Source organism: Granulosicoccus antarcticus IMCC3135 (assembly GCF_002215215.1).
Classification (GTDB): domain Bacteria; phylum Pseudomonadota; class Gammaproteobacteria; order Granulosicoccales; family Granulosicoccaceae; genus Granulosicoccus; species Granulosicoccus antarcticus.
Genome location: NZ_CP018632.1, coordinates 7,393,650 through 7,410,324 on the forward strand (window position 1 = coordinate 7,393,650; position 16,675 = coordinate 7,410,324).

17 protein-coding genes are annotated in these 16,675 nt (G+C 54.4%); 5 read left to right on the plus strand and 12 right to left on the minus strand.

The features are described from left to right. Nucleotides 1-51: 51 nt before the first annotated feature. The 3 genes from IMCC3135_RS32100 to IMCC3135_RS32110 all read right to left on the minus strand — a co-directional run bounded on the left by IMCC3135_RS32100 (nucleotide 52) and on the right by IMCC3135_RS32110 (nucleotide 2,201). Entirely contained in the window at nucleotides 52-888 is an 837-nt protein-coding gene (locus IMCC3135_RS32100) for a DUF481 domain-containing protein (protein ID WP_088921310.1), read from the minus strand. A gap of 174 nt (nucleotides 889-1,062) precedes the next feature. Further along, nucleotides 1,063-1,476, minus strand: a complete 414-nt coding sequence (locus IMCC3135_RS32105; protein WP_088921311.1) for a CoA-binding protein — start codon at nucleotides 1,474-1,476, stop codon at nucleotides 1,063-1,065. Then, complete coding sequence (locus IMCC3135_RS32110) at nucleotides 1,473-2,201, minus strand: TVP38/TMEM64 family protein (protein ID WP_088921312.1); 729 nt, start codon at nucleotides 2,199-2,201, stop codon at nucleotides 1,473-1,475. Before IMCC3135_RS32110 ends, IMCC3135_RS32105 begins: the two co-directional genes overlap by 4 nt. A 223-nt stretch (nucleotides 2,202-2,424) precedes the next feature. Here IMCC3135_RS32110 and IMCC3135_RS32115 point away from each other — a divergent pair, with 223 nt between their 5' ends. Next, nucleotides 2,425-3,054 (plus strand): NUDIX hydrolase, encoded by a 630-nt coding sequence (locus IMCC3135_RS32115; RefSeq protein ID WP_088921313.1) that lies wholly within the window; start codon nucleotides 2,425-2,427, stop codon nucleotides 3,052-3,054. A 52-nt stretch (nucleotides 3,055-3,106) separates the two neighbouring features. On the opposite strand, the gene IMCC3135_RS32120 is transcribed toward IMCC3135_RS32115, so the two are convergent. Then, nucleotides 3,107-4,255 (minus strand): MalY/PatB family protein, encoded by a 1,149-nt coding sequence (locus IMCC3135_RS32120; RefSeq protein ID WP_157736479.1) that lies wholly within the window; start codon nucleotides 4,253-4,255, stop codon nucleotides 3,107-3,109. An 84-nt stretch (nucleotides 4,256-4,339) separates the two neighbouring features. After that, entirely contained in the window at nucleotides 4,340-5,260 is a 921-nt protein-coding gene (locus tag IMCC3135_RS32125; protein ID WP_088922196.1) for a DMT family transporter, read from the minus strand. Between the two features lie 109 nt (nucleotides 5,261-5,369). On the opposite strand from IMCC3135_RS32125, the gene IMCC3135_RS32130 reads away from it, so the two are divergent. Together IMCC3135_RS32130 and IMCC3135_RS32135 are read left to right on the plus strand one after the other, a co-directional pair. Next, nucleotides 5,370-6,818: an aminotransferase-like domain-containing protein gene (locus IMCC3135_RS32130; protein ID WP_088921315.1), complete on the plus strand. Its 1,449-nt coding sequence runs from the start codon at nucleotides 5,370-5,372 to the stop codon at nucleotides 6,816-6,818. 30 nt (nucleotides 6,819-6,848) lie between these two features. Then, nucleotides 6,849-8,444, plus strand: a complete 1,596-nt coding sequence (locus IMCC3135_RS32135) for an ABC-F family ATPase (RefSeq protein ID WP_088921316.1) — start codon at nucleotides 6,849-6,851, stop codon at nucleotides 8,442-8,444. 75 nt (nucleotides 8,445-8,519) lie between these two features. On the opposite strand, the gene IMCC3135_RS32140 is transcribed toward IMCC3135_RS32135, so the two are convergent. The 6 genes from IMCC3135_RS32140 to gorA all read right to left on the minus strand — a co-directional run bounded on the left by IMCC3135_RS32140 (nucleotide 8,520) and on the right by gorA (nucleotide 12,862). Beyond that, the gene (locus IMCC3135_RS32140) at nucleotides 8,520-8,945 is read right to left on the minus strand and encodes a type IV pilin protein (protein ID WP_088921317.1); all 426 of its coding nucleotides are present in this window, start codon (nucleotides 8,943-8,945) and stop codon (nucleotides 8,520-8,522) included. Between the two features lie 14 nt (nucleotides 8,946-8,959). Next, nucleotides 8,960-9,520 carry a pilus assembly PilX family protein gene (locus tag IMCC3135_RS32145; protein WP_088921318.1) on the minus strand — a complete coding sequence of 187 codons (561 nt, stop codon included), beginning with the start codon at nucleotides 9,518-9,520 and terminating at the stop codon, nucleotides 8,960-8,962. Beyond that, nucleotides 9,517-10,275 (minus strand): PilW family protein, encoded by a 759-nt coding sequence (locus tag IMCC3135_RS32150; protein WP_088921319.1) that lies wholly within the window; start codon nucleotides 10,273-10,275, stop codon nucleotides 9,517-9,519. The genes IMCC3135_RS32145 and IMCC3135_RS32150 overlap by 4 nt, the downstream gene beginning before the upstream one ends. Further along, nucleotides 10,272-10,829 carry a type IV pilus modification protein PilV gene (gene pilV, locus IMCC3135_RS32155; protein ID WP_088921320.1) on the minus strand — a complete coding sequence of 186 codons (558 nt, stop codon included), beginning with the start codon at nucleotides 10,827-10,829 and terminating at the stop codon, nucleotides 10,272-10,274. Before pilV ends, IMCC3135_RS32150 begins: the two co-directional genes overlap by 4 nt. Next, nucleotides 10,829-11,383, minus strand: coding sequence for a GspH/FimT family pseudopilin (locus IMCC3135_RS32160; RefSeq protein ID WP_157736541.1), 555 nt, complete (start codon nucleotides 11,381-11,383; stop codon nucleotides 10,829-10,831). Before IMCC3135_RS32160 ends, pilV begins: the two co-directional genes overlap by 1 nt. Before the next feature lie 123 nt (nucleotides 11,384-11,506). Further along, nucleotides 11,507-12,862, minus strand: coding sequence for a glutathione-disulfide reductase (gene gorA / locus IMCC3135_RS32165; RefSeq protein WP_088921322.1), 1,356 nt, complete (start codon nucleotides 12,860-12,862; stop codon nucleotides 11,507-11,509). A 124-nt stretch (nucleotides 12,863-12,986) separates the two neighbouring features. Between gorA and ubiA the strand changes: the two genes are divergently transcribed. Together ubiA and IMCC3135_RS32175 are read left to right on the plus strand one after the other, a co-directional pair. Then, complete coding sequence (ubiA, locus tag IMCC3135_RS32170) at nucleotides 12,987-13,862, plus strand: 4-hydroxybenzoate octaprenyltransferase (RefSeq protein ID WP_236994702.1); 876 nt, start codon at nucleotides 12,987-12,989, stop codon at nucleotides 13,860-13,862. Then, a complete protein-coding gene (locus tag IMCC3135_RS32175) occupies nucleotides 13,862-15,640 on the plus strand; it encodes a GTPase (protein WP_088921324.1) in 1,779 nt (592 codons plus the stop codon). Before ubiA ends, IMCC3135_RS32175 begins: the two co-directional genes overlap by 1 nt. Nucleotides 15,641-15,704: 64 nt before the next feature. On the opposite strand, the gene IMCC3135_RS32180 is transcribed toward IMCC3135_RS32175, so the two are convergent. After that, on the minus strand, nucleotides 15,705-16,607 hold the full coding sequence (locus IMCC3135_RS32180; protein WP_088921325.1) for a phytanoyl-CoA dioxygenase family protein: 903 nt from the start codon (nucleotides 16,605-16,607) through the stop codon (nucleotides 15,705-15,707). Nucleotides 16,608-16,675 lie beyond the last annotated feature (68 nt).

Below are 16,675 nucleotides of genomic sequence, written 5' to 3' on the forward strand. Positions count from 1 at the left end.
TACCAATCGACATGTAATTTCTACAAGCTGACGACTCATTACGAAGCTGCCTTAGAAAACTTCGACTTCCAGGTTGATACTGAAGGCTGCCTCCACCCCATCATCAAACGAATTCCAGGGATTGACGACTTTACTGTTAACGCTGGCCTCGTATTTGAACTTGAGGGCGACAGGTCCCCGCACTCGCCAGGACAGGGATGTCTCGGCCTCGGAAAACCGATTCTCACCACCAAAGTCTGAATCCAGTGCAAGCGCCACAGACACCGTCTCACTCAGTGTGCGCTTCAAACGTAAACCGAAATAACCGATCGCGCCCTCCTCCGAAGCTGCAGCTACCTGATCAAGTTTTTTACGTCCTATGCCAAATGCTGCGCTGAGATAGTGAGTCCGTGTCTTCCACAACTTATAACCCAATCCCGCCACCTGACGGCTTGCCAACTTGATGCCGGCCGGCTCGTTGATATCCGCATCCACAAGGGCGAACGCATAATATATTGGAGAAAAGAACCAGCGAGGTTGCGCACTGATGAATCGTCGATTGTTGGTCGTCGTCCTGACCTCATCAGTGACCGGAACACCCTGGCTATTAAGAACCTCCTTGCCCTCGGCATCGCGTCGTGACACCCGCGCCGTGTTGGCGCTGTGATGCAATCGTGCGCTCACTTCATGCTCTGCGTGCTTGCCTCGATAGGTAAAATCGGTACGCACCGATACGGCACTCGAATCGGTTGCCCCGAAAGAGGCTTCCGCACCCAGTTGTACCTGGCCATCCCAACCTTGTTCAAGGTCCTTGGGAATGTAATACGATTGCGCTGCCGCACCGTGCATGAGGACACAGAACAACACTCCGGCCAGACTGGCGGCAAGACGGCTACAGGGTCGAGACATTGAGCCCCCTGGATTGTGGGTATCGAGCAGGCGACTTCATGTGTTGGCAAAATCACCGACAATTGCTATTGCCGAATAAGTAACAATTTCCACGCCATGCCCGTGCGAGCAAGTGACCGATATCGGCCAAATTACCTGCTCTCAGATCACATTTTCGATACCTGGCTGACGTTCTCAGCCATTCGAGCCCAGCAGGCGCGCATGATCGATTTTGGTACAACGATCCATAACCACTTGCAAGCCTGCAGCCTCTGCCATGTCTCGGGCTTTCTCATTGACTACACCCAGCTGCATCCACAGAACGCGGGCCCGGATTGCGATAGCTTCGACCGCCAACGCTTCCATCTCCTCAGAGCGGCGGAAACAGTCGACCATATCGACCGTCACGGGGATATCGCTGAGTGTGGGATAGCTTTGTTGCCCCAGCACTTCATCAATGGTCGGGTTAACGGGGATGATGGTGTAACCGTGATGCAGCAGATAACTGGCAACACCATAACTGGCACGATGCGGCTTGTTCGACAAACCGACGACAGCAATGGTTCTGCAGCTTTCAAGAATTTCCTGCAGCCTGTTCGTATCGTTCATCCCTCTTTTCTCCTGCCTGCACTTTCAGGCATCAAATCAATCGTGGCCACGGAGGATTCCTCAACTTGCTGTGCCAGCACCACCTGCGCCTGCCTGCCGACGAACCAGGCCACGGCAATGGTTGCCAGTAAACCACCCAATACCAACACCCACTGCAGGCCTCCGGTGCCGCTGGTACCAACCGCCTGCCCCAGGGATCCGATATAGACGTATAACGCCGTTGCCGGCATGATGCCGATCATGGTGGCCAGAGTGAAGGGCACAAAACGGATACTGGTAACTGAAAACAGGTAATTCTGTACGCCATAGGGAAGTATGGGACTCAATCGCAACAACCCGACCACACGCCAGCCCTGCAGACTGATGACTGTATTCAGAGCGCTCAGACGAGCATCTCTGGCAATCCATTGATTGACTCGCTCATGGGCCACATAGCGGCCTAGCAAAAAGGCGACACAGGCCGCCAGAGTGGCTGAAATAATCACCAGCGGGAAGCCCCAGGCGCCATACGCCAGGCCCGCGCTCAGGGTCAATGCGGAGGCCGGCCCCAGCAGAGCAGTTACCAAAACGTACAGCAAGACAAAAGCGACGATCCCGAGCATCCCCAGGCCTAATATCCAGAGGCGAAACTGCGCTATCCATTCTGCCATGGGCAGTTGCAGCCATAAAAACAGAACCAGGCCCAGCAGTACAAGTGCGAAAACAATCTTCCAGCCGATTTTCACGATGCAAAGGCAATCAGTGTTAATACCCGTAACCGGTCAGGCTGCGTTATGGTTAGACAAGCCTCCAGAGAGTTGCGCGCGGACATGTCGATGTGCATGATCAGGAATAAACTCTGTTGTAAACAGTGTGAAGAATCATTGATTCTGCGTAAAACCGAATACGATACCTGCATTCGGTATTTCCAGGGAACGAACTGTCATTTGCGCACACTATACTCACGCTATGCATGACAAATTGACACAGCTTATTCCACACAACGATGCTGCACTGCATCATGATTCCGACCTGCCTGTAATAAACCCCGGCACCAATCTGCGGCAGGCAGCGGTTTTGATCCCACTCGTTCATTACAATCACCACTGGCAGGTTCTGTTCATTCGTCGTGCGCACAATGAGCGTGATCGTCACAGCGGTCAGGTAGCCTTCCCCGGCGGCCGACTGGAAACCTTCGATGCCTCCCATGAAGCCGCAGCCCTGCGTGAAACTCATGAGGAGATCGGAGTGGCTGCCAACCATATCAAGCTAGTCGGCCGCATTGGTCCTTATATGACTATCAGCCACTATCAGGTAACCCCTGTGATCGGCATCATGTCATGGCCAACACCCTTGAAACTGCAATCCTCTGAAGTCGCCCGGGCTTTTCTGATTCCGCTGAGCTGGTTACGCGACCAACAGAACTTCACCATGCGGGCACGTTCCGAACTGGATGCCAAAAGTGCGCAACGACACCCGATTATCGTCTACAACGAATTCGATGGCGAAACGCTCTGGGGAGCGTCCGCACGCATGACCCTTAATTTTCTCAAAGCTCTCGACGATGGCAACATAGCGTTGCCACTGCACGAAAGTTAAAGGTCCGTGAAATAATCACCTAATCATTTCACGGACTCTGCAGAATCGTGATTCAGTCAGTTTTGAGACTGGCCACAGCCGCCTTCATACGCCTGAGACCCTCTTCCAGCGTCGCCCTGGGGCAGGCAAAGTTCAGCCGAATGTATTGTGACTGACCGAACTGCTCGCCGGGGGACAAGCCGACTCCGTGCTCTTCGAAAAAACCAGCCGTGTCGTTCAATCTCAGACCGGTGGCATCGATCCATGCCAGATAGGTTGCCTGAATGGGCTCCACCACCAGACCCTCTATCGCATTCAGCTCCTCGCACACATAGGCATAGTTAGCCGCCAGATAATCCAGCAACTCGGCACGCCAGGGCCCGCCATCGCGATAAGCGGCCAGCGTTGCACAATACGCCAATGGTGGCACCCCGGTAACCATCGATTGTGAACTCGTTACAAAACGCTTGCGCAGCTCAGGGTTACTGATGATGGCGAAGGAACAGTTGAGCCCGGCAATATTCCAGGTTTTGCTGCCGCTCATGAGCGTGACAATGTTATCGGCCATGGCAGGACAGGCGAGCGCCGTCGGATAGTGCTTCGAGTTCTTGTCGATAACCAGATCGCAGTGGATTTCGTCAGAGACCATGATGACATCGTGACGCGCACACAGTTCGGCTACCTGGTTCAACTCTTCGGGTGTAAAGACAACGCCTACAGGGTTATGCGGTGAGCACATCATCAGCAAACGAGTCTTGTCGTTGAAGGCCGCCTCCATGGCCTGCATGTCAAAGGTCCAGCGCCCTTCGTGCTTATGCAAAGGTACCCGCACCAGCTCCTGTCGATCAGCATCATGCGAGTCAAAGAAGTGATGATAGATAGGCGGATTAACAACGACCTCATCGCCATCGGCACAGAATGCCCGGCAACTGATGGCAAGTCCGGTGACCACTCCTGGCAACCAGACGATCCATTCCGGATCAACATGCCAGTTATATTCATTCTCCAGATGAGCAATCACGACATCTGGCAGCTCCTTCGGCGTGAGGGTATAGCCATAGAGTGGATGCTTGATTCGCTCTTCCAGAGCTTGCTGGATTGGCGGTGCCACCATGAAATCCATATCAGCCACCCAGAATGGCAAAACATCCCGACCATTGTAGATATCCCACTTCAGGCTGTCCGTTCCTTGACGGGGAGTTACCGTATCAAAATCATTCATAGTGCTCATTGTCTGATTAGCTCAACTTTATATAATGGGTAAATCATTCAAGCTTTGGAAAAATCTGCAGCACAGGATAGCAGTTCAGGCCACGGCCACACGTCGGCGCCAACGCGCACCCAGGCCACGACCAACCACCATGAGATTACCCAGCAGCACCAACGCGATGCCAGCCAGCGCCATGGATGTCCACTGAAAGTCTTCGAACACACTGCTGATAGCCAGTGCCACGAGCGGGAATAAAACGGTTGCATAAGCAGCACGATCGGCGCCGATGCGGCCGACCAGGGTCAGATAGGCACCGAAGGCGATAATGGAACCAAAGATGCTCAGGTACAGAAGCGAACCAATATAGTTGGCAGTCCACTCGATATCGAAAGGCACTCCGGAAAACAGGGCAAAAAGCGCCATCAGCAGCGTACCGTAAGCCATCCCAAAGGCGTTGGTCTGGAGTATTGGCAACCCCTTGGACTGATTTCTGGCCGACAGGATATTGCCCAGAGAAGCCATGAAGGTGGCCACCAGGCCAATTCCCAAACCCTTCAATACATTACCAGAGGCCGCGGCGGACTCTGCCTGGGAGGCGATGATTTCATGCCAGAAAACCAGCGTGATACCGCACAGACCCACCAGAGCACCCAGCAGCACGATGCCTTCCACACGACGTTTAAGGAAGATGGCACCGTTGATGATATTCATGACGATGACCGAGGAGAAAATGATGGCAACCAGCCCGGAGGTGATCAGGCCTGTACACCAGTAAAACAACAGGTAGTTGGTGCTGAACAGACAGGCTCCCTGAGCGGCCATAGCCAGGTGCTCCGAGGATGTGAACGACAGGCGGACGCGACGCAATAGACACCAGGCCAGCAATAACAGGGCGGCCAGACCAAAGCGGTAGACCAGCGACACCGAAGGATCGACAACCCCTAACTGGAATTTGATGGCAAACCAGGTAGACCCCCAGATGAGGACAGTCAACAGATAGAAAGTAGCGCCTTGCATGAGTGTGACCTGCATTTCGGTATGGACAACGAGGGGGCCATCATGGATGATGCAAACCGACAATAACAGATACACATTTTTGAAAATACAACCATAACAGTTGAGTGAAATGGCCAATAATCGACAGTTTCTCTACGAAGACGTCGCTCAGTCCGTCACCTGCATGATTAACGATGGCACTCTGAGCCCCGGCGACAAGGCCCCTTCTCTGCGCATGCTGGGCAAACAGCTGAACGTCAGTGTCGCCACCATCATGCAAGCCTACGAGGAGCTGGAGAAAAACGGCCTGCTCAAGGCTCGCCCGCAATCGGGCTTCTATGTACAGGCAAGCGCCCCCTTGCCCGACAGCGCGCCGCGCTGGCGCAGTACACAGGCGGCTGCACGCAAAGTCCAGATCGGTGCACACATGAATGAGGTACTGGCCAGTGCCCGAGTACCGGGCGTCCTGAATCTGGCTATCGCGAACCCTGCCACCGAGTTGCTACCGGTCAAGGCCTTGAATCGTTCTCTCAAACGAGTCTGTTCTGCACGCGCCACCGAAGCGTTGAGCTATGCCCCTATAGAAGGTATGCCAGAGTTGCGCAGCAGCATCGCCCGACGCTCGATTCATCTGGAACATCCGGTTAATCCCGACTCGGTATTGATTACCACCGGTGCAACCGAAGCGTTATCGCTGTGTCTGCGGGCCGTGGCCAAGGCCGGGGATATTATCGCGGTCGAATCACCTGCCTATTTCGGGGTACTGCAAATGATCGAAAGCCTGGGGATGCTGGCACTGGAGATCGATACGGACCCGGTCGATGGGCTGCGACCCGATGCGTTGGAAACGGTGGTGGAACGAGAACAGATTGCAGCGGTGGTCTCAGTTGGTACATTCAACAATCCGACCGGTAGCGTGGTGCCACGGGCGGCACGCGAACAGATAGTCACGCTACTTGCCGAACACAACATTCCACTGATTGAAGATGATATCTATGGCGAACTGTATCTGGGACAACAGAAACCGCTACCGTACAAGGCATTTGACAAGACTGGCCAGGTCATGACCTGCAGCGGGTTTTCCAAAACCATCGCCCCTGGCTATCGGGTTGGCTGGATTGTCGCTGATCGTTATCTACCCGAATTGAAAGATCTGAAGCTGATCAGCTCGTCGTCAACACCCACACTGACCCAGATGACGATGGCCGATTTTCTGGCCGATGGACGCTACGATCGTCATCTGACCCGCCTGCGACGCGCCTGCCGGGAACAGTTGCAGGTTACCCGGCGTGCGGTGCAGACACACTTCCCTGTGGGCACGCGTATCAGTGAACCTACCGGTGGCTACGTTCTGTGGATACAGCTGCCACGCGGCATGGACGCCAATCAACTTTATCGCGATGCCATTGCCGAGAACATCAGTATCACGCCCGGCGCTCTGTTCTCCAGCACTGGCAAGTTTCGCAATTTTCTGCGACTCTGCGCAGGCCAGCCCTTCAGCGATGAAATCGCCCGTGGCATACAACGTCTGGGCCAACTTGCCGAGCGGCAACGAACCCTGAAAAACCCGATACAATAAACCGCTTGTACTGACCCTGGGGAAAAGCCTGTGATCTCGACCGCAAACCTCACCATCCAGTTTGGCGCAAAGCCGCTGTTTGACAATGTCTCGATCAAATTCGGCGAAGGAAATCGCTACGGTTTGATCGGCGCCAATGGTAGTGGCAAGTCCACGTTAATGAAGATTCTCGGTGGCGACCTTGAACCCACCTCCGGCAATGTCACCCTGCTACCGGGCGTGCGCATGGCCACGCTGCAACAAAATCAATTCGGTTTCGAGCAATTCACGGTTATCGACACCGTGATCATGGGTCATCAGGAGCTGTGGACCATCAAGGAGGAGCGTGACAAGATCTACGCCATGCCTGATATGAGTGAAGATGACGGCATGCGGGTGGCAGAGCTGGAGGTGCAATTTGCCGAGCTGGACGGTTATACAGCCGAATCACGAGCGGGCGAGTTGCTGCTCGGTGCAGCCATTCCACTGGAACAGCACACGGCACTGATGAGTAAGGTCGCTCCCGGCGACAAACTGCGTGTCTTGCTGGCGCAGGCTCTGTTTGCCGACCCGGATCTGCTGTTGCTTGATGAGCCGACCAACAACCTGGATATCGACACTATTCGCTGGCTGGAGGGTGTGCTGGACGGGCGCAACAGCACCATGATCATCATCTCGCACGATCGTCATTTTCTGAACAGTATCTGCACTCATATGGCCGACCTTGATTATGGCGAAATCAAGATCTATCCCGGCAATTACGACGACTTCATGTTTGCCTCAACCCAGGCGCGCGAACGCCAGTATGCAAACAATGCCAAGAAGAAGGCACAGATTGCTGACTTGCAAGCCTTTGTTCAACGCTTCAAGGCCAACAAGTCCAAGGCGCGTCAGGCGACCTCTCGACAAAAGCAGATCGACAAACTGGCTATCGAGAAAATGAAGCCATCGAGTCGCGTGAATCCCTATATCCGTTTCGAACTGGAGAAGAAGCTGTTCCGCAATGCCGCTGAACTGGAAAGTATTACTGCCGGTTATCAGGACAACAAGGTTCTCGACAATCTCAGCCTCATGATCGAGGCCGGCGAAAAGGTTGCCATCATCGGTCCCAACGGGATCGGCAAAACAACCTTCGTAAAAATGCTGGCAGGCGAACTCGCCCCTATGAAAGGCAACCTCAAGTGGGCCGAAAACGCCACACTAGGCTACTTTGCACAGGATCACGAAGAGGACTTCGAGAGCACCACCACTGTTCTTGAATGGATGAGCCAGTGGGCCCATGGTGAGACTCTCGATGAACAGGAAATTCGCGGCATTCTGGGCCGTCTGCTATTTGGCAAGGATGACATCAACAAGCCTGTCAACGTGCTATCGGGAGGCGAGAAGGGTCGCCTGCTGTTTGGCAAACTGATGATGCTGTCACCCAATGTGATGATCATGGATGAACCGACCAACCATCTGGATATGGAATCGATCGAATCGCTGAACCTGGCGATGGACCTGTATCCGGGTACCGTGATCTTTGTCAGTCATGACCGCGAATTTGTCAGCTCTCTGGCAACCCGTATCATCGAACTGAAGGGCAAGTCATTCACCGACTATCAGGGCAACTACGAGGATTATCTGGAAAGTCAGGGTATCAGCTAGGAAGACGTCAGTTTGTTGCTTTATCAGTCCTGACTATCGCTGGCGGGTTTTAACAAAGCCTGCCAGCTTTGCCCTCTACCAGCAGTCCGTATCAGTCCCACCGACATTCTTTCTGACACCCTTGTCATTGATGGTAAAGGCTTCGCATTCGGCATCACCCGCCTGTTTTCCGCCAGCCACAGGCGTGGCGGTCAACACAAAGGTACTCATGTCAGCAGGAGTGGTGACACCCACGCGGTAATAGCCTTCGGGAGTATCAAAAGTGGCTGCGTCGCCATATCCCAGCTCTTCCATATCATCGGCATACTGATTGTTATCCGAAAAATACCGTATTTGCTCGCCAGCAGCCTCGGACAGAAAAGTGATGGCATCAGTACGCCGTCCATCTATCATAAAGCTTGAATAGTTGGGCACTGCAATAGCTGCAAGGATGCCAACAATAGCAACCACAATGAGCATTTCGATTAACGTGAAGCCAGTTTGCGGCTCTTGTCGGGACATGATTCTTTGCTCTTTCATGGGGCAGGGCAATTGCCGGTTCGACTAGTCTTGACCGAGGTAACGGCACCACGTTGCACATGGTCCGCTCGCGTACTGGAATTGGCCACCCGGGCGACACTGTTGACATCGATCAACATGAATATCAACTGCACATCGGACTCATCCGCACTCAGATCGCTACCCACATTGGTGGTTTCACCACAGTACTGAACACTCACAGTACCTTCGATATTGACGCCCTTGCCATCGCTCAGCTGATCAAAATCACCGATCAAGCCCGTGTCCGCATCGTCACTGAAGATGGCTGCCGGGTCATCACCTTTGTCTGCGGCATCAGATGTCACCGCACCAGTCAGGTAGGCCTTGCTCCACACCGAGGAGATCCCCGATTCTGCCACTTCAAAGGCGATCGACTTCTGCTGCGCGTTAGCGGTGCGTTTCTCATTGAGCCGGGTACCAGACAATGTCGCCACACCCAGAATTGTCATGGTCACCAGCAACACCAGGCTGATGACCAGTGCCACCCCCTGTTGCCGACCTGGTGTCTGGCAGCGTGCTCTGCTTGCATTGATCATCGACGATTTCTCAGTTTGACCGTGCTACTGAAAACCTCACGTGCCTTGCGATCTTCGAGTGCATACGTTGTATCAAGCACCGTAAAGCTGCTACTGACATTGCGTGTACGTATGGCCTCGCCCGAATTGACCAGTAAGGCAAAACGCAAGGCCACCACCTCTTCCGGATTGATATCTGCTGCGTAGGGAATGTATTGCTGAGGCTGGTCGGAAGTAGAATCACCATCCGCATCGATCCCGTACAAAACACGAAAGGCTTCCACACCTTCAACGATGGCCATGGCATCACCGCCTTGATTCCCCTGACACGTCAGCTGCTCGGCCACAGCGTCAAGTCGATAAACATTCACCGCTACACCCGATGTTGCCGAAGTCTCCAGACCATTACAGTCATAGGCTTGCTCGGATCTGATCGCGATGCTGGAGTGACCACTGTCGGATATACCACTGCTGGCAATATCAATACCTTCAAAACTGGACACCGGCAACGGATTACTGGTGAACCCTGCCAGACGTAATCCACGCTGCAGGACTGACACGCCGTAGCGACCATTTTCCTGCATGGCCTGCAAGCCCTCAGTGAACTTTGCCGAGCGGCTACTGCCTGCATACATGTTGAATACTGCGGCGATGACAATCAACCCCAGCACCATGCTGATCATCAATTCGATCAGAGACAGGCCGCGCTGGTTACGCTCAAGGCAGCAACGTCCCATGCGGCGACGCCCGCCAAGGGGCTGCTGACGACTATTCATGGCCGTAACCTCATCTGAACCCGCTTGAGCACCGCCTCTTTCTCTGACGAGGCTGTCTGCCCCTCAGGCCAGCTGACACTCAGCGTATAGGTCGATTCAACGGCACAGGGTGAGTCATCACAGACAACCTCCAGCTTTGCGCCACTGGGGAGCATACCTTGCACACCGGCCGTAGCACCATCGGGGCCCCAGTCGCCACAGGCCACAGAAAACAGATCGAATTCAGCCAGTTCATCGACGCTACAACTCTGCGCGGCAATACCTTTGGAAGCCTGGCAGTAAGGCACGGGCTTGACCTTGCACAAATTGGCGTCCTTACTGGAATCAAAGCCGGCATAGTCACCATCAAGCACACCCGCGGAATTGATACGCATCCGGGTCGCAATATTCTCGGTCAGAATCAGCGCCTTGGAACGGTTGAAACCGTTGGTGCTGTGCTTCATGCCGGTCAGTTGCAGACCCGCCATGCCCAGAACACCAAAGGAGACAACGACCAGCGCTACCAGGACCTCGATGAGACCGACGCCCTGTTGCTTGTGTGCAGTCGATGACATCACTTGACCAGCACCGCTTCTGGAGTCACGGTTGTTATCCGGCCATTGGCCGCCACTCTGACCGTGCGCTGTTCAGCACCGTCGGCATAGTCGATACCGATGACTCCGGACAGTGGTACACCCGCCGGATTGGTACTGGTACCCGATGCACCGAAGTAGACTCTTTCCTCAAATGCCTTGTCGGCGGTAAAGCTGAACGTGGATACACGCTCGGCGACCTGCAGAATGACCTCTTCATCATTCTGACGCGAACCATTGCCATTGGCATCAAAGAAAACGATCCAGCCGCTGCCGTAGTCATCACCACCGCAGACAGGCGCATCGGCCTGAGAGTCTGCACTGGGACACAGGGCAACCGGCCCGGCGCGCTTGATGGCTTCGGAGCGGGCGGTTTGCAGGCTATAGACAAACTCGTTGCTGGTCGCCGCCATTTCCGAATCGCCCATGATGGACTGCATGGAGGGCACGGCGAACCCGAGCAGTATGGCGGCAATCGCCAACGTTATGAGCAGCTCCAACAATGTGAAGCCTGATTGTGCTTGGCGCTTAAACATGCGTGCGTGGTCACCTTCAGCGTTGTGCAAGATCGGCAGTTCCAATCTCACAGCTATCAACGCCTGTTAGCGACCACGCAACTCAGTGGTTGACCTGCAGGTGATATCAGGTCATGTACAAACCTACCGGAGTGTGACTAACTCCTCACTACTGGTGGGATGAATGGCAATAGTGTCATCAAAATCGCGCTTGGTTGCACCCATGCGCATGGCCACAGCAAAACCCTGCAACATCTCGTCAGAGGCCAGTCCGATCATGTGAATACCGATCACCTTTTCTTCGGTTCCGGTAACAATCAACTTCATGCCAGTCTTTGTCTTGTGCGGTGTGAATGAGTTGTACATGGCGGTGAAATTGCTCTGGTACACCTTTACCGCATCACCATACTGCTCGCGTGCCTGTGCTTCTGTCAGACCTACTGTCGCCATGGGTGGGTGACTGAACACCGCGGTGGGAATCAGGCTGTAATCCAGATGTCGACCTTCCTGGTTGTCATAAATGCGATCCGCCAGGCGTCGCCCAGCCGCAATGGCAACCGGCGTCAGCTCGGCTTGTCCGGTAACATCTCCGATGGCAAAGATGCTGGGTACATTGGTCTGTTGATATTTATCCACAGGAATGTAGCCACGCTTGTCTACCTCGACACCAGCGGCCTCAAGACCCAGGTCGGAAGTTGAAGGCGAACGACCCACGGCAAAGATCACCGCATCATAATCCTCCAGTCTTTCACCATCCTCACCCACAGCCGTGATCAGATCGCCTTTGCGCTCCAGACTTGCGGCTGTGAAATGAGTCTTGATTTCAACACCGTCACTGAGCATTTCTTCGGTGAGACGCTCCTGCAGCATCAGGTCGAATTCACGCAGGAAAGAACCGTGACGAATTCCCAGAGTCACCTTCGTACCCATGGCATTGAGCATGCCGGCCAACTCAACGGCAATATAGCCTGCACCCAGAACCAGCACGCGAGAAGGTTGTGTCTTGAATTCGAAGAAGCCATCGGAGGTGACACCAAGCTCGCTGCCAGGAATCTCTGGCACCCGCGCATAACCACCGGGAGCCAGCACAATACGTTCGGCACTGTATTTCTTGCCTTTGACTTCCACGGTATGCGCATCCACCAGTTTGGCGCGACCGGAGAGAATCTCAACATTGTTCTTGCCCAGGTAATTGGCATAGGCATTGTTGATATTGGAAATATACTGCTCGCGTTTTTCAACCAGAGCACTCCAGTCAAAGCCGTTGACAGTGACATCGAAGCCGTAACCAACCGCATCTCGTAACGAATGCGCCATGGCTCCGCCATACCACATGACTTTCTTGGGCACACAACCACGGTTGACACAGGTCCCTCCCAGCACTTCGTCACTTTCGATCACCAGAGCGCGCGCGCCATAGCTGCCAGCGCGATTGGCTGTGGCGATACCGCCGCTACCGCCACCAATGGCGATCAGGTCAAAATCGTAGTTGTGGGACATATCGGATTCCTAGACTATGGATGGGTAAATGATTGCATTCATCGGACCAGAGCGAGAGTCCGGCCACACAGGCTGTAATCAAGCTACTATACCGAGGCTCAAACTTGACCGGAGCTGCGTGGCCGTGAATATCACCGAGGTCGGACAAAAATTACCGCATTTCGTTGCATTGACGCGATTGAATCGCCCTATCGGCATTTATTTGCTGATGTGGCCGATGCTATGGGCTTTGTGGTTCGCTGCCAAGGGAGTACCGCGCCTGGATGTGCTGTTTATCTTCATTGTTGGCACTGTGCTGACGCGCTCAGCGGGCTGCGCCATCAACGACTATGCCGATAGAGACATAGACGGGCATGTGGCCAGAACTCATCAACGACCTCTCGCCACCGGCGCTCTGACAGCAAAAGAGGCCCTGTTGGCAACAGGTGTTCTGCTGCTCACAGCCTTTATACTGGTGCTGTTCACCAATGCCCTGACCATCAAATTGTCCCTGATTGCCGCCGCCTTGGCCATCGCCTACCCTTTTGCCAAACGCCATACGCATTGGCCACAAGTCGTATTGGGAGCCGCTTTCGGCTTTGCCATCCCCATGGCCTATGCAGCACAGACCAACCAGGTGCCGCCACAGGCCTGGTGGCTGTTCATCAGCGCTGTCCTCTGGGCGGTAGCCTATGACACCCTCTACGCCATGGCTGATCGTGAAGATGACCTGAAGATCGGGGTCAAATCGACCGCTATTCTGTTTGGCCGCTTCGATTTGATCATTGTTGTGGCTCTACAGCTCATCGTGCTGTGTATCCTTGCCCTCATTGGCTTGCAGGCGGGCCGTGGAATGTTCTATTTTATCGCTCTGGCACTCTCGTGTGGTTTCATTGTCTATCAACAATCTCTGGTCCGTGAACGCGACCCCGCTCGCTGTGTACAGGCCTTTCTCAACAACAACTGGCTTGGCATGACCGTCTTCATCGGCCTGGCCCTGGACTACGCCCTGCACCCCTGATGAGTGAGACAACCCAGTGGGTAACCCAGCTACTAGAGCGCCACGCCAGAGTAGCCACCGGACAAACCGCCCCAGCACCCGATGCTCTCAAGGCGCTCAACAGCCTGCAACTGGCTGACGCCATCGTCGACAAAGGCCAGCTGAACAGCGCCTACCCCGACCATGCCTTGCAAGTGGCCATCATCGGCCCGACCCAGTCGGGCAAGAGCACGCTGGTCAATCTGCTGCTGGATAGTCAGGCCGCCACCATCAGCGCTCTGGCAGGTTTCACCGTGCATGCCCAGGGCTATGCCAGTGGCTACGAAGAGGATCAGCTTCAGCTACTGACCACCATGATGGAACCTCTGCAAAGGGTTCCGGCGGCCGAGCTGAACGCCGCCGATCTGGAAACCTACGTGCTGGAACCGGCTGTGCCAGGCCCGCAAGCGTTGCTGAACCCGGCCGTCGTCTGGGATACCCCCGATTTCGACTCCATTGATGCAGGCACCTATAAACGGGCGGTCATGAATACCGTTGCCATTGCCGACATCGTCGTACTGATGGTCAGCAAGGATAAATACGGCGACAAGAGCGTATGGGACATATTGCAACTGATTCATCCGCTGCAACAGCCCTTGCTGGTATGCATCAACAAGCTTGATCCACAGGACGAACAGGCCGTACTACAGGCTTTCAGCTCGCGCTATCAGCAACAGTTCGAAACGCCGGTACCACCTGTCATTCTGCTGCCGTTTGTTCGCAGAAACAGCCCCGGGCAACGAGTGAGCATGCCGCATGAGACGCGGCAAGCCTTGGGCGCGGCACTTGCCGCTGCACGAGCACAGGTGAATAGAGGCGCGGCCATCCAGACCGGGCAAGCTTTCATCACCCAGCACCGTGATCAATGGCTCGCCCCTCTGGTACAAGAGCAGAGCGCCGCTTCCAGCTGGTCAGATCTTGTCACCTCGGCCATGTCGCGGGCAGAGGATCAATACGCGCGTGACTACCTGAACAATCCGGACAAGTACGAAACATTCAACCGCGCACTGGCCGAGTTGCTCACACTGCTCGAAGTACCAGGACTGGCTGCGGTCTTTACGCGTACCCGACAACTGGTGACCTGGCCTGCCCGCAAATTGCTGGGTGTTGGCAGAGACGCACTGGGCAGCCGATTTGAAGGTGCCAGATCGAAAACGCCTGTCGATCAGGATGCCGAGACGCTGGAACGGGTGCTTGACAGCACACTGGTTTCGTTGCAAGGCTCACTGCTCGATCAGCCACAACAGCAGGCTTTCTGGGCAGCCATGACTCAGGCCTTCAGAAAGCGTGAACCTGACATCCGCCAGAGCTTTCTGACACAAAGTGAACGGGTCCGCAAGGAATTCGAACCCCAGATAGACGAGGCGGCCCGCCGACTTTATGAACAACTACAGGCACAACCGGCGCTACTCAACACTTTGCGTGCCGCACGCGTCACGGCAGATGCTGCCGGTATTGCCCTGGCACTGAAATCCGGCGGCATTGCACCAGCGGATCTGGTACTGGCACCGGCCATGCTTTCAGTCACCACCTTGCTGACCGAAAGCGCACTGGGCAAATATCTGGATACCATCAAGGCCGAACTCAAGGAACGTCAGCGACAACACATCAATGATCGCCTGCTGCAAGGCTTGCTGGCAACCGAGCTACGGCAGTTGAGTGCGACACTGCCAGAGGATGCACTGTTTGCACAGGGGCTTGAGCCGGAGCTGCACAGTGAGCTACTCAAGCAGCTCACTGGGAAAGGGTCACGAAGGTAGCAGACAATGCTGAGGCTCATCGTTCATCAGCAGGCTTGAGGCCAGGTTGTTTGTTGTAGATTAATCAAGACGTTGCAAATGCGCTCTTGGCCCCGCCACTACTTTGCGTCTGAAATATCGAAGACGCATCCTTTGGTGGCGGCAGTGGCATCAGCACCGGGACATCCCTCAATCGAGGCGTAACACTCTGCACGCCACAGACCATGTTGTCATTGAAGTAATCCCACAGCTCCTGCTGGCTCATACCGACGAATACACTCAAGGCACCACCAATAGGCCATGCATCAGCCGCTGCAAGTTCGTATAACAACAACAAACGCGGATTATTGCCCAGATTAGGCGCACTGCCATGAGTGGTTCGAACATGATGAATGCTTAGTGAACCGGCTTTGCCCGTTATGCTCACGGCATCTTTTAGACGAGCAGCCGGATCGTTCGGATTGATAGCACCGCAAAACACGCCATCGTTGAAATGCGACAAGATCGGTTCTTTGTGGCTACCTGGAATCATTTGCAGGGGACCATCCTCTTCACCGATATCGCTAAGCATGATGCCGATAGCCAACAAGTCATCATTGGTATGCGGATAGAACGACCAATCCTGATGCCACTCTACTGGCGCGCCACCCTGGGCCGCTTTCGTGTTCAGCTTGGAGTTGTTCATCCGAATATGTTCGCCAAGCAGCGGCTGAACGAGCTCCAGTAAAGCATCGCTGCGCAAATACTCTTTGTAAGCAGCATGCACATTGTGCGGTGTTTTGATTCGGTTGATCCTGGGGTTGTCTTTACTGTGGCCTTTGTCCAGATCGTACACATCATTATTTTGCGTCACTGAACGAGACTGTTCAACAAGATCTCTTGTGACAGACTGCAAGTGGCTTAGCACATTCGGAGGGACTGCATCCTCGACAAGGATAAAGCCGTCTCGCTCATAGTCAGACTTCTGCTGACTGGTTAATGTCGACATAGTGGTGCCCCAGGTGATCAAGAGTCAATATGCCACCTGAGGCCTGTTTTGACAACTCAATTCAAGCT

Excerpts from the sequence above, each read along its gene's own strand:
- pilV (WP_088921320.1), bottom strand. The coding sequence starts at position 10,829 with ATGTCATCGACTGCACACAAGCAACAGGGCGTCGGTCTCATCGAGGTC.
- IMCC3135_RS32115 (WP_088921313.1), top strand. The coding sequence starts at position 2,425 with ATGCATGACAAATTGACACAGCTTATTCCACACAACGATGCTGCACTG.
- gorA (WP_088921322.1), bottom strand. The coding sequence starts at position 12,862 with ATGTCCCACAACTACGATTTTGACCTGATCGCCATTGGTGGCGGTAGC.
- IMCC3135_RS32120 (WP_157736479.1), bottom strand. The coding sequence starts at position 4,255 with ATGAATGATTTTGATACGGTAACTCCCCGTCAAGGAACGGACAGCCTG.
- IMCC3135_RS32175 (WP_088921324.1), top strand. The coding sequence starts at position 13,862 with ATGAGTGAGACAACCCAGTGGGTAACCCAGCTACTAGAGCGCCACGCC.
- IMCC3135_RS32160 (WP_157736541.1), bottom strand. The coding sequence starts at position 11,383 with ATGTTTAAGCGCCAAGCACAATCAGGCTTCACATTGTTGGAGCTGCTC.
- IMCC3135_RS32150 (WP_088921319.1), bottom strand. The coding sequence starts at position 10,275 with ATGAATAGTCGTCAGCAGCCCCTTGGCGGGCGTCGCCGCATGGGACGT.
- IMCC3135_RS32140 (WP_088921317.1), bottom strand. The coding sequence starts at position 8,945 with ATGTCCCGACAAGAGCCGCAAACTGGCTTCACGTTAATCGAAATGCTC.
- IMCC3135_RS32145 (WP_088921318.1), bottom strand. The coding sequence starts at position 9,520 with ATGATCAATGCAAGCAGAGCACGCTGCCAGACACCAGGTCGGCAACAG.
- IMCC3135_RS32180 (WP_088921325.1), bottom strand. The coding sequence starts at position 16,607 with ATGTCGACATTAACCAGTCAGCAGAAGTCTGACTATGAGCGAGACGGC.
- IMCC3135_RS32105 (WP_088921311.1), bottom strand. The coding sequence starts at position 1,476 with ATGAACGATACGAACAGGCTGCAGGAAATTCTTGAAAGCTGCAGAACC.
- IMCC3135_RS32125 (WP_088922196.1), bottom strand. The coding sequence starts at position 5,260 with ATGCAAGGCGCTACTTTCTATCTGTTGACTGTCCTCATCTGGGGGTCT.
- IMCC3135_RS32100 (WP_088921310.1), bottom strand. The coding sequence starts at position 888 with ATGTCTCGACCCTGTAGCCGTCTTGCCGCCAGTCTGGCCGGAGTGTTG.
- IMCC3135_RS32130 (WP_088921315.1), top strand. The coding sequence starts at position 5,370 with ATGGCCAATAATCGACAGTTTCTCTACGAAGACGTCGCTCAGTCCGTC.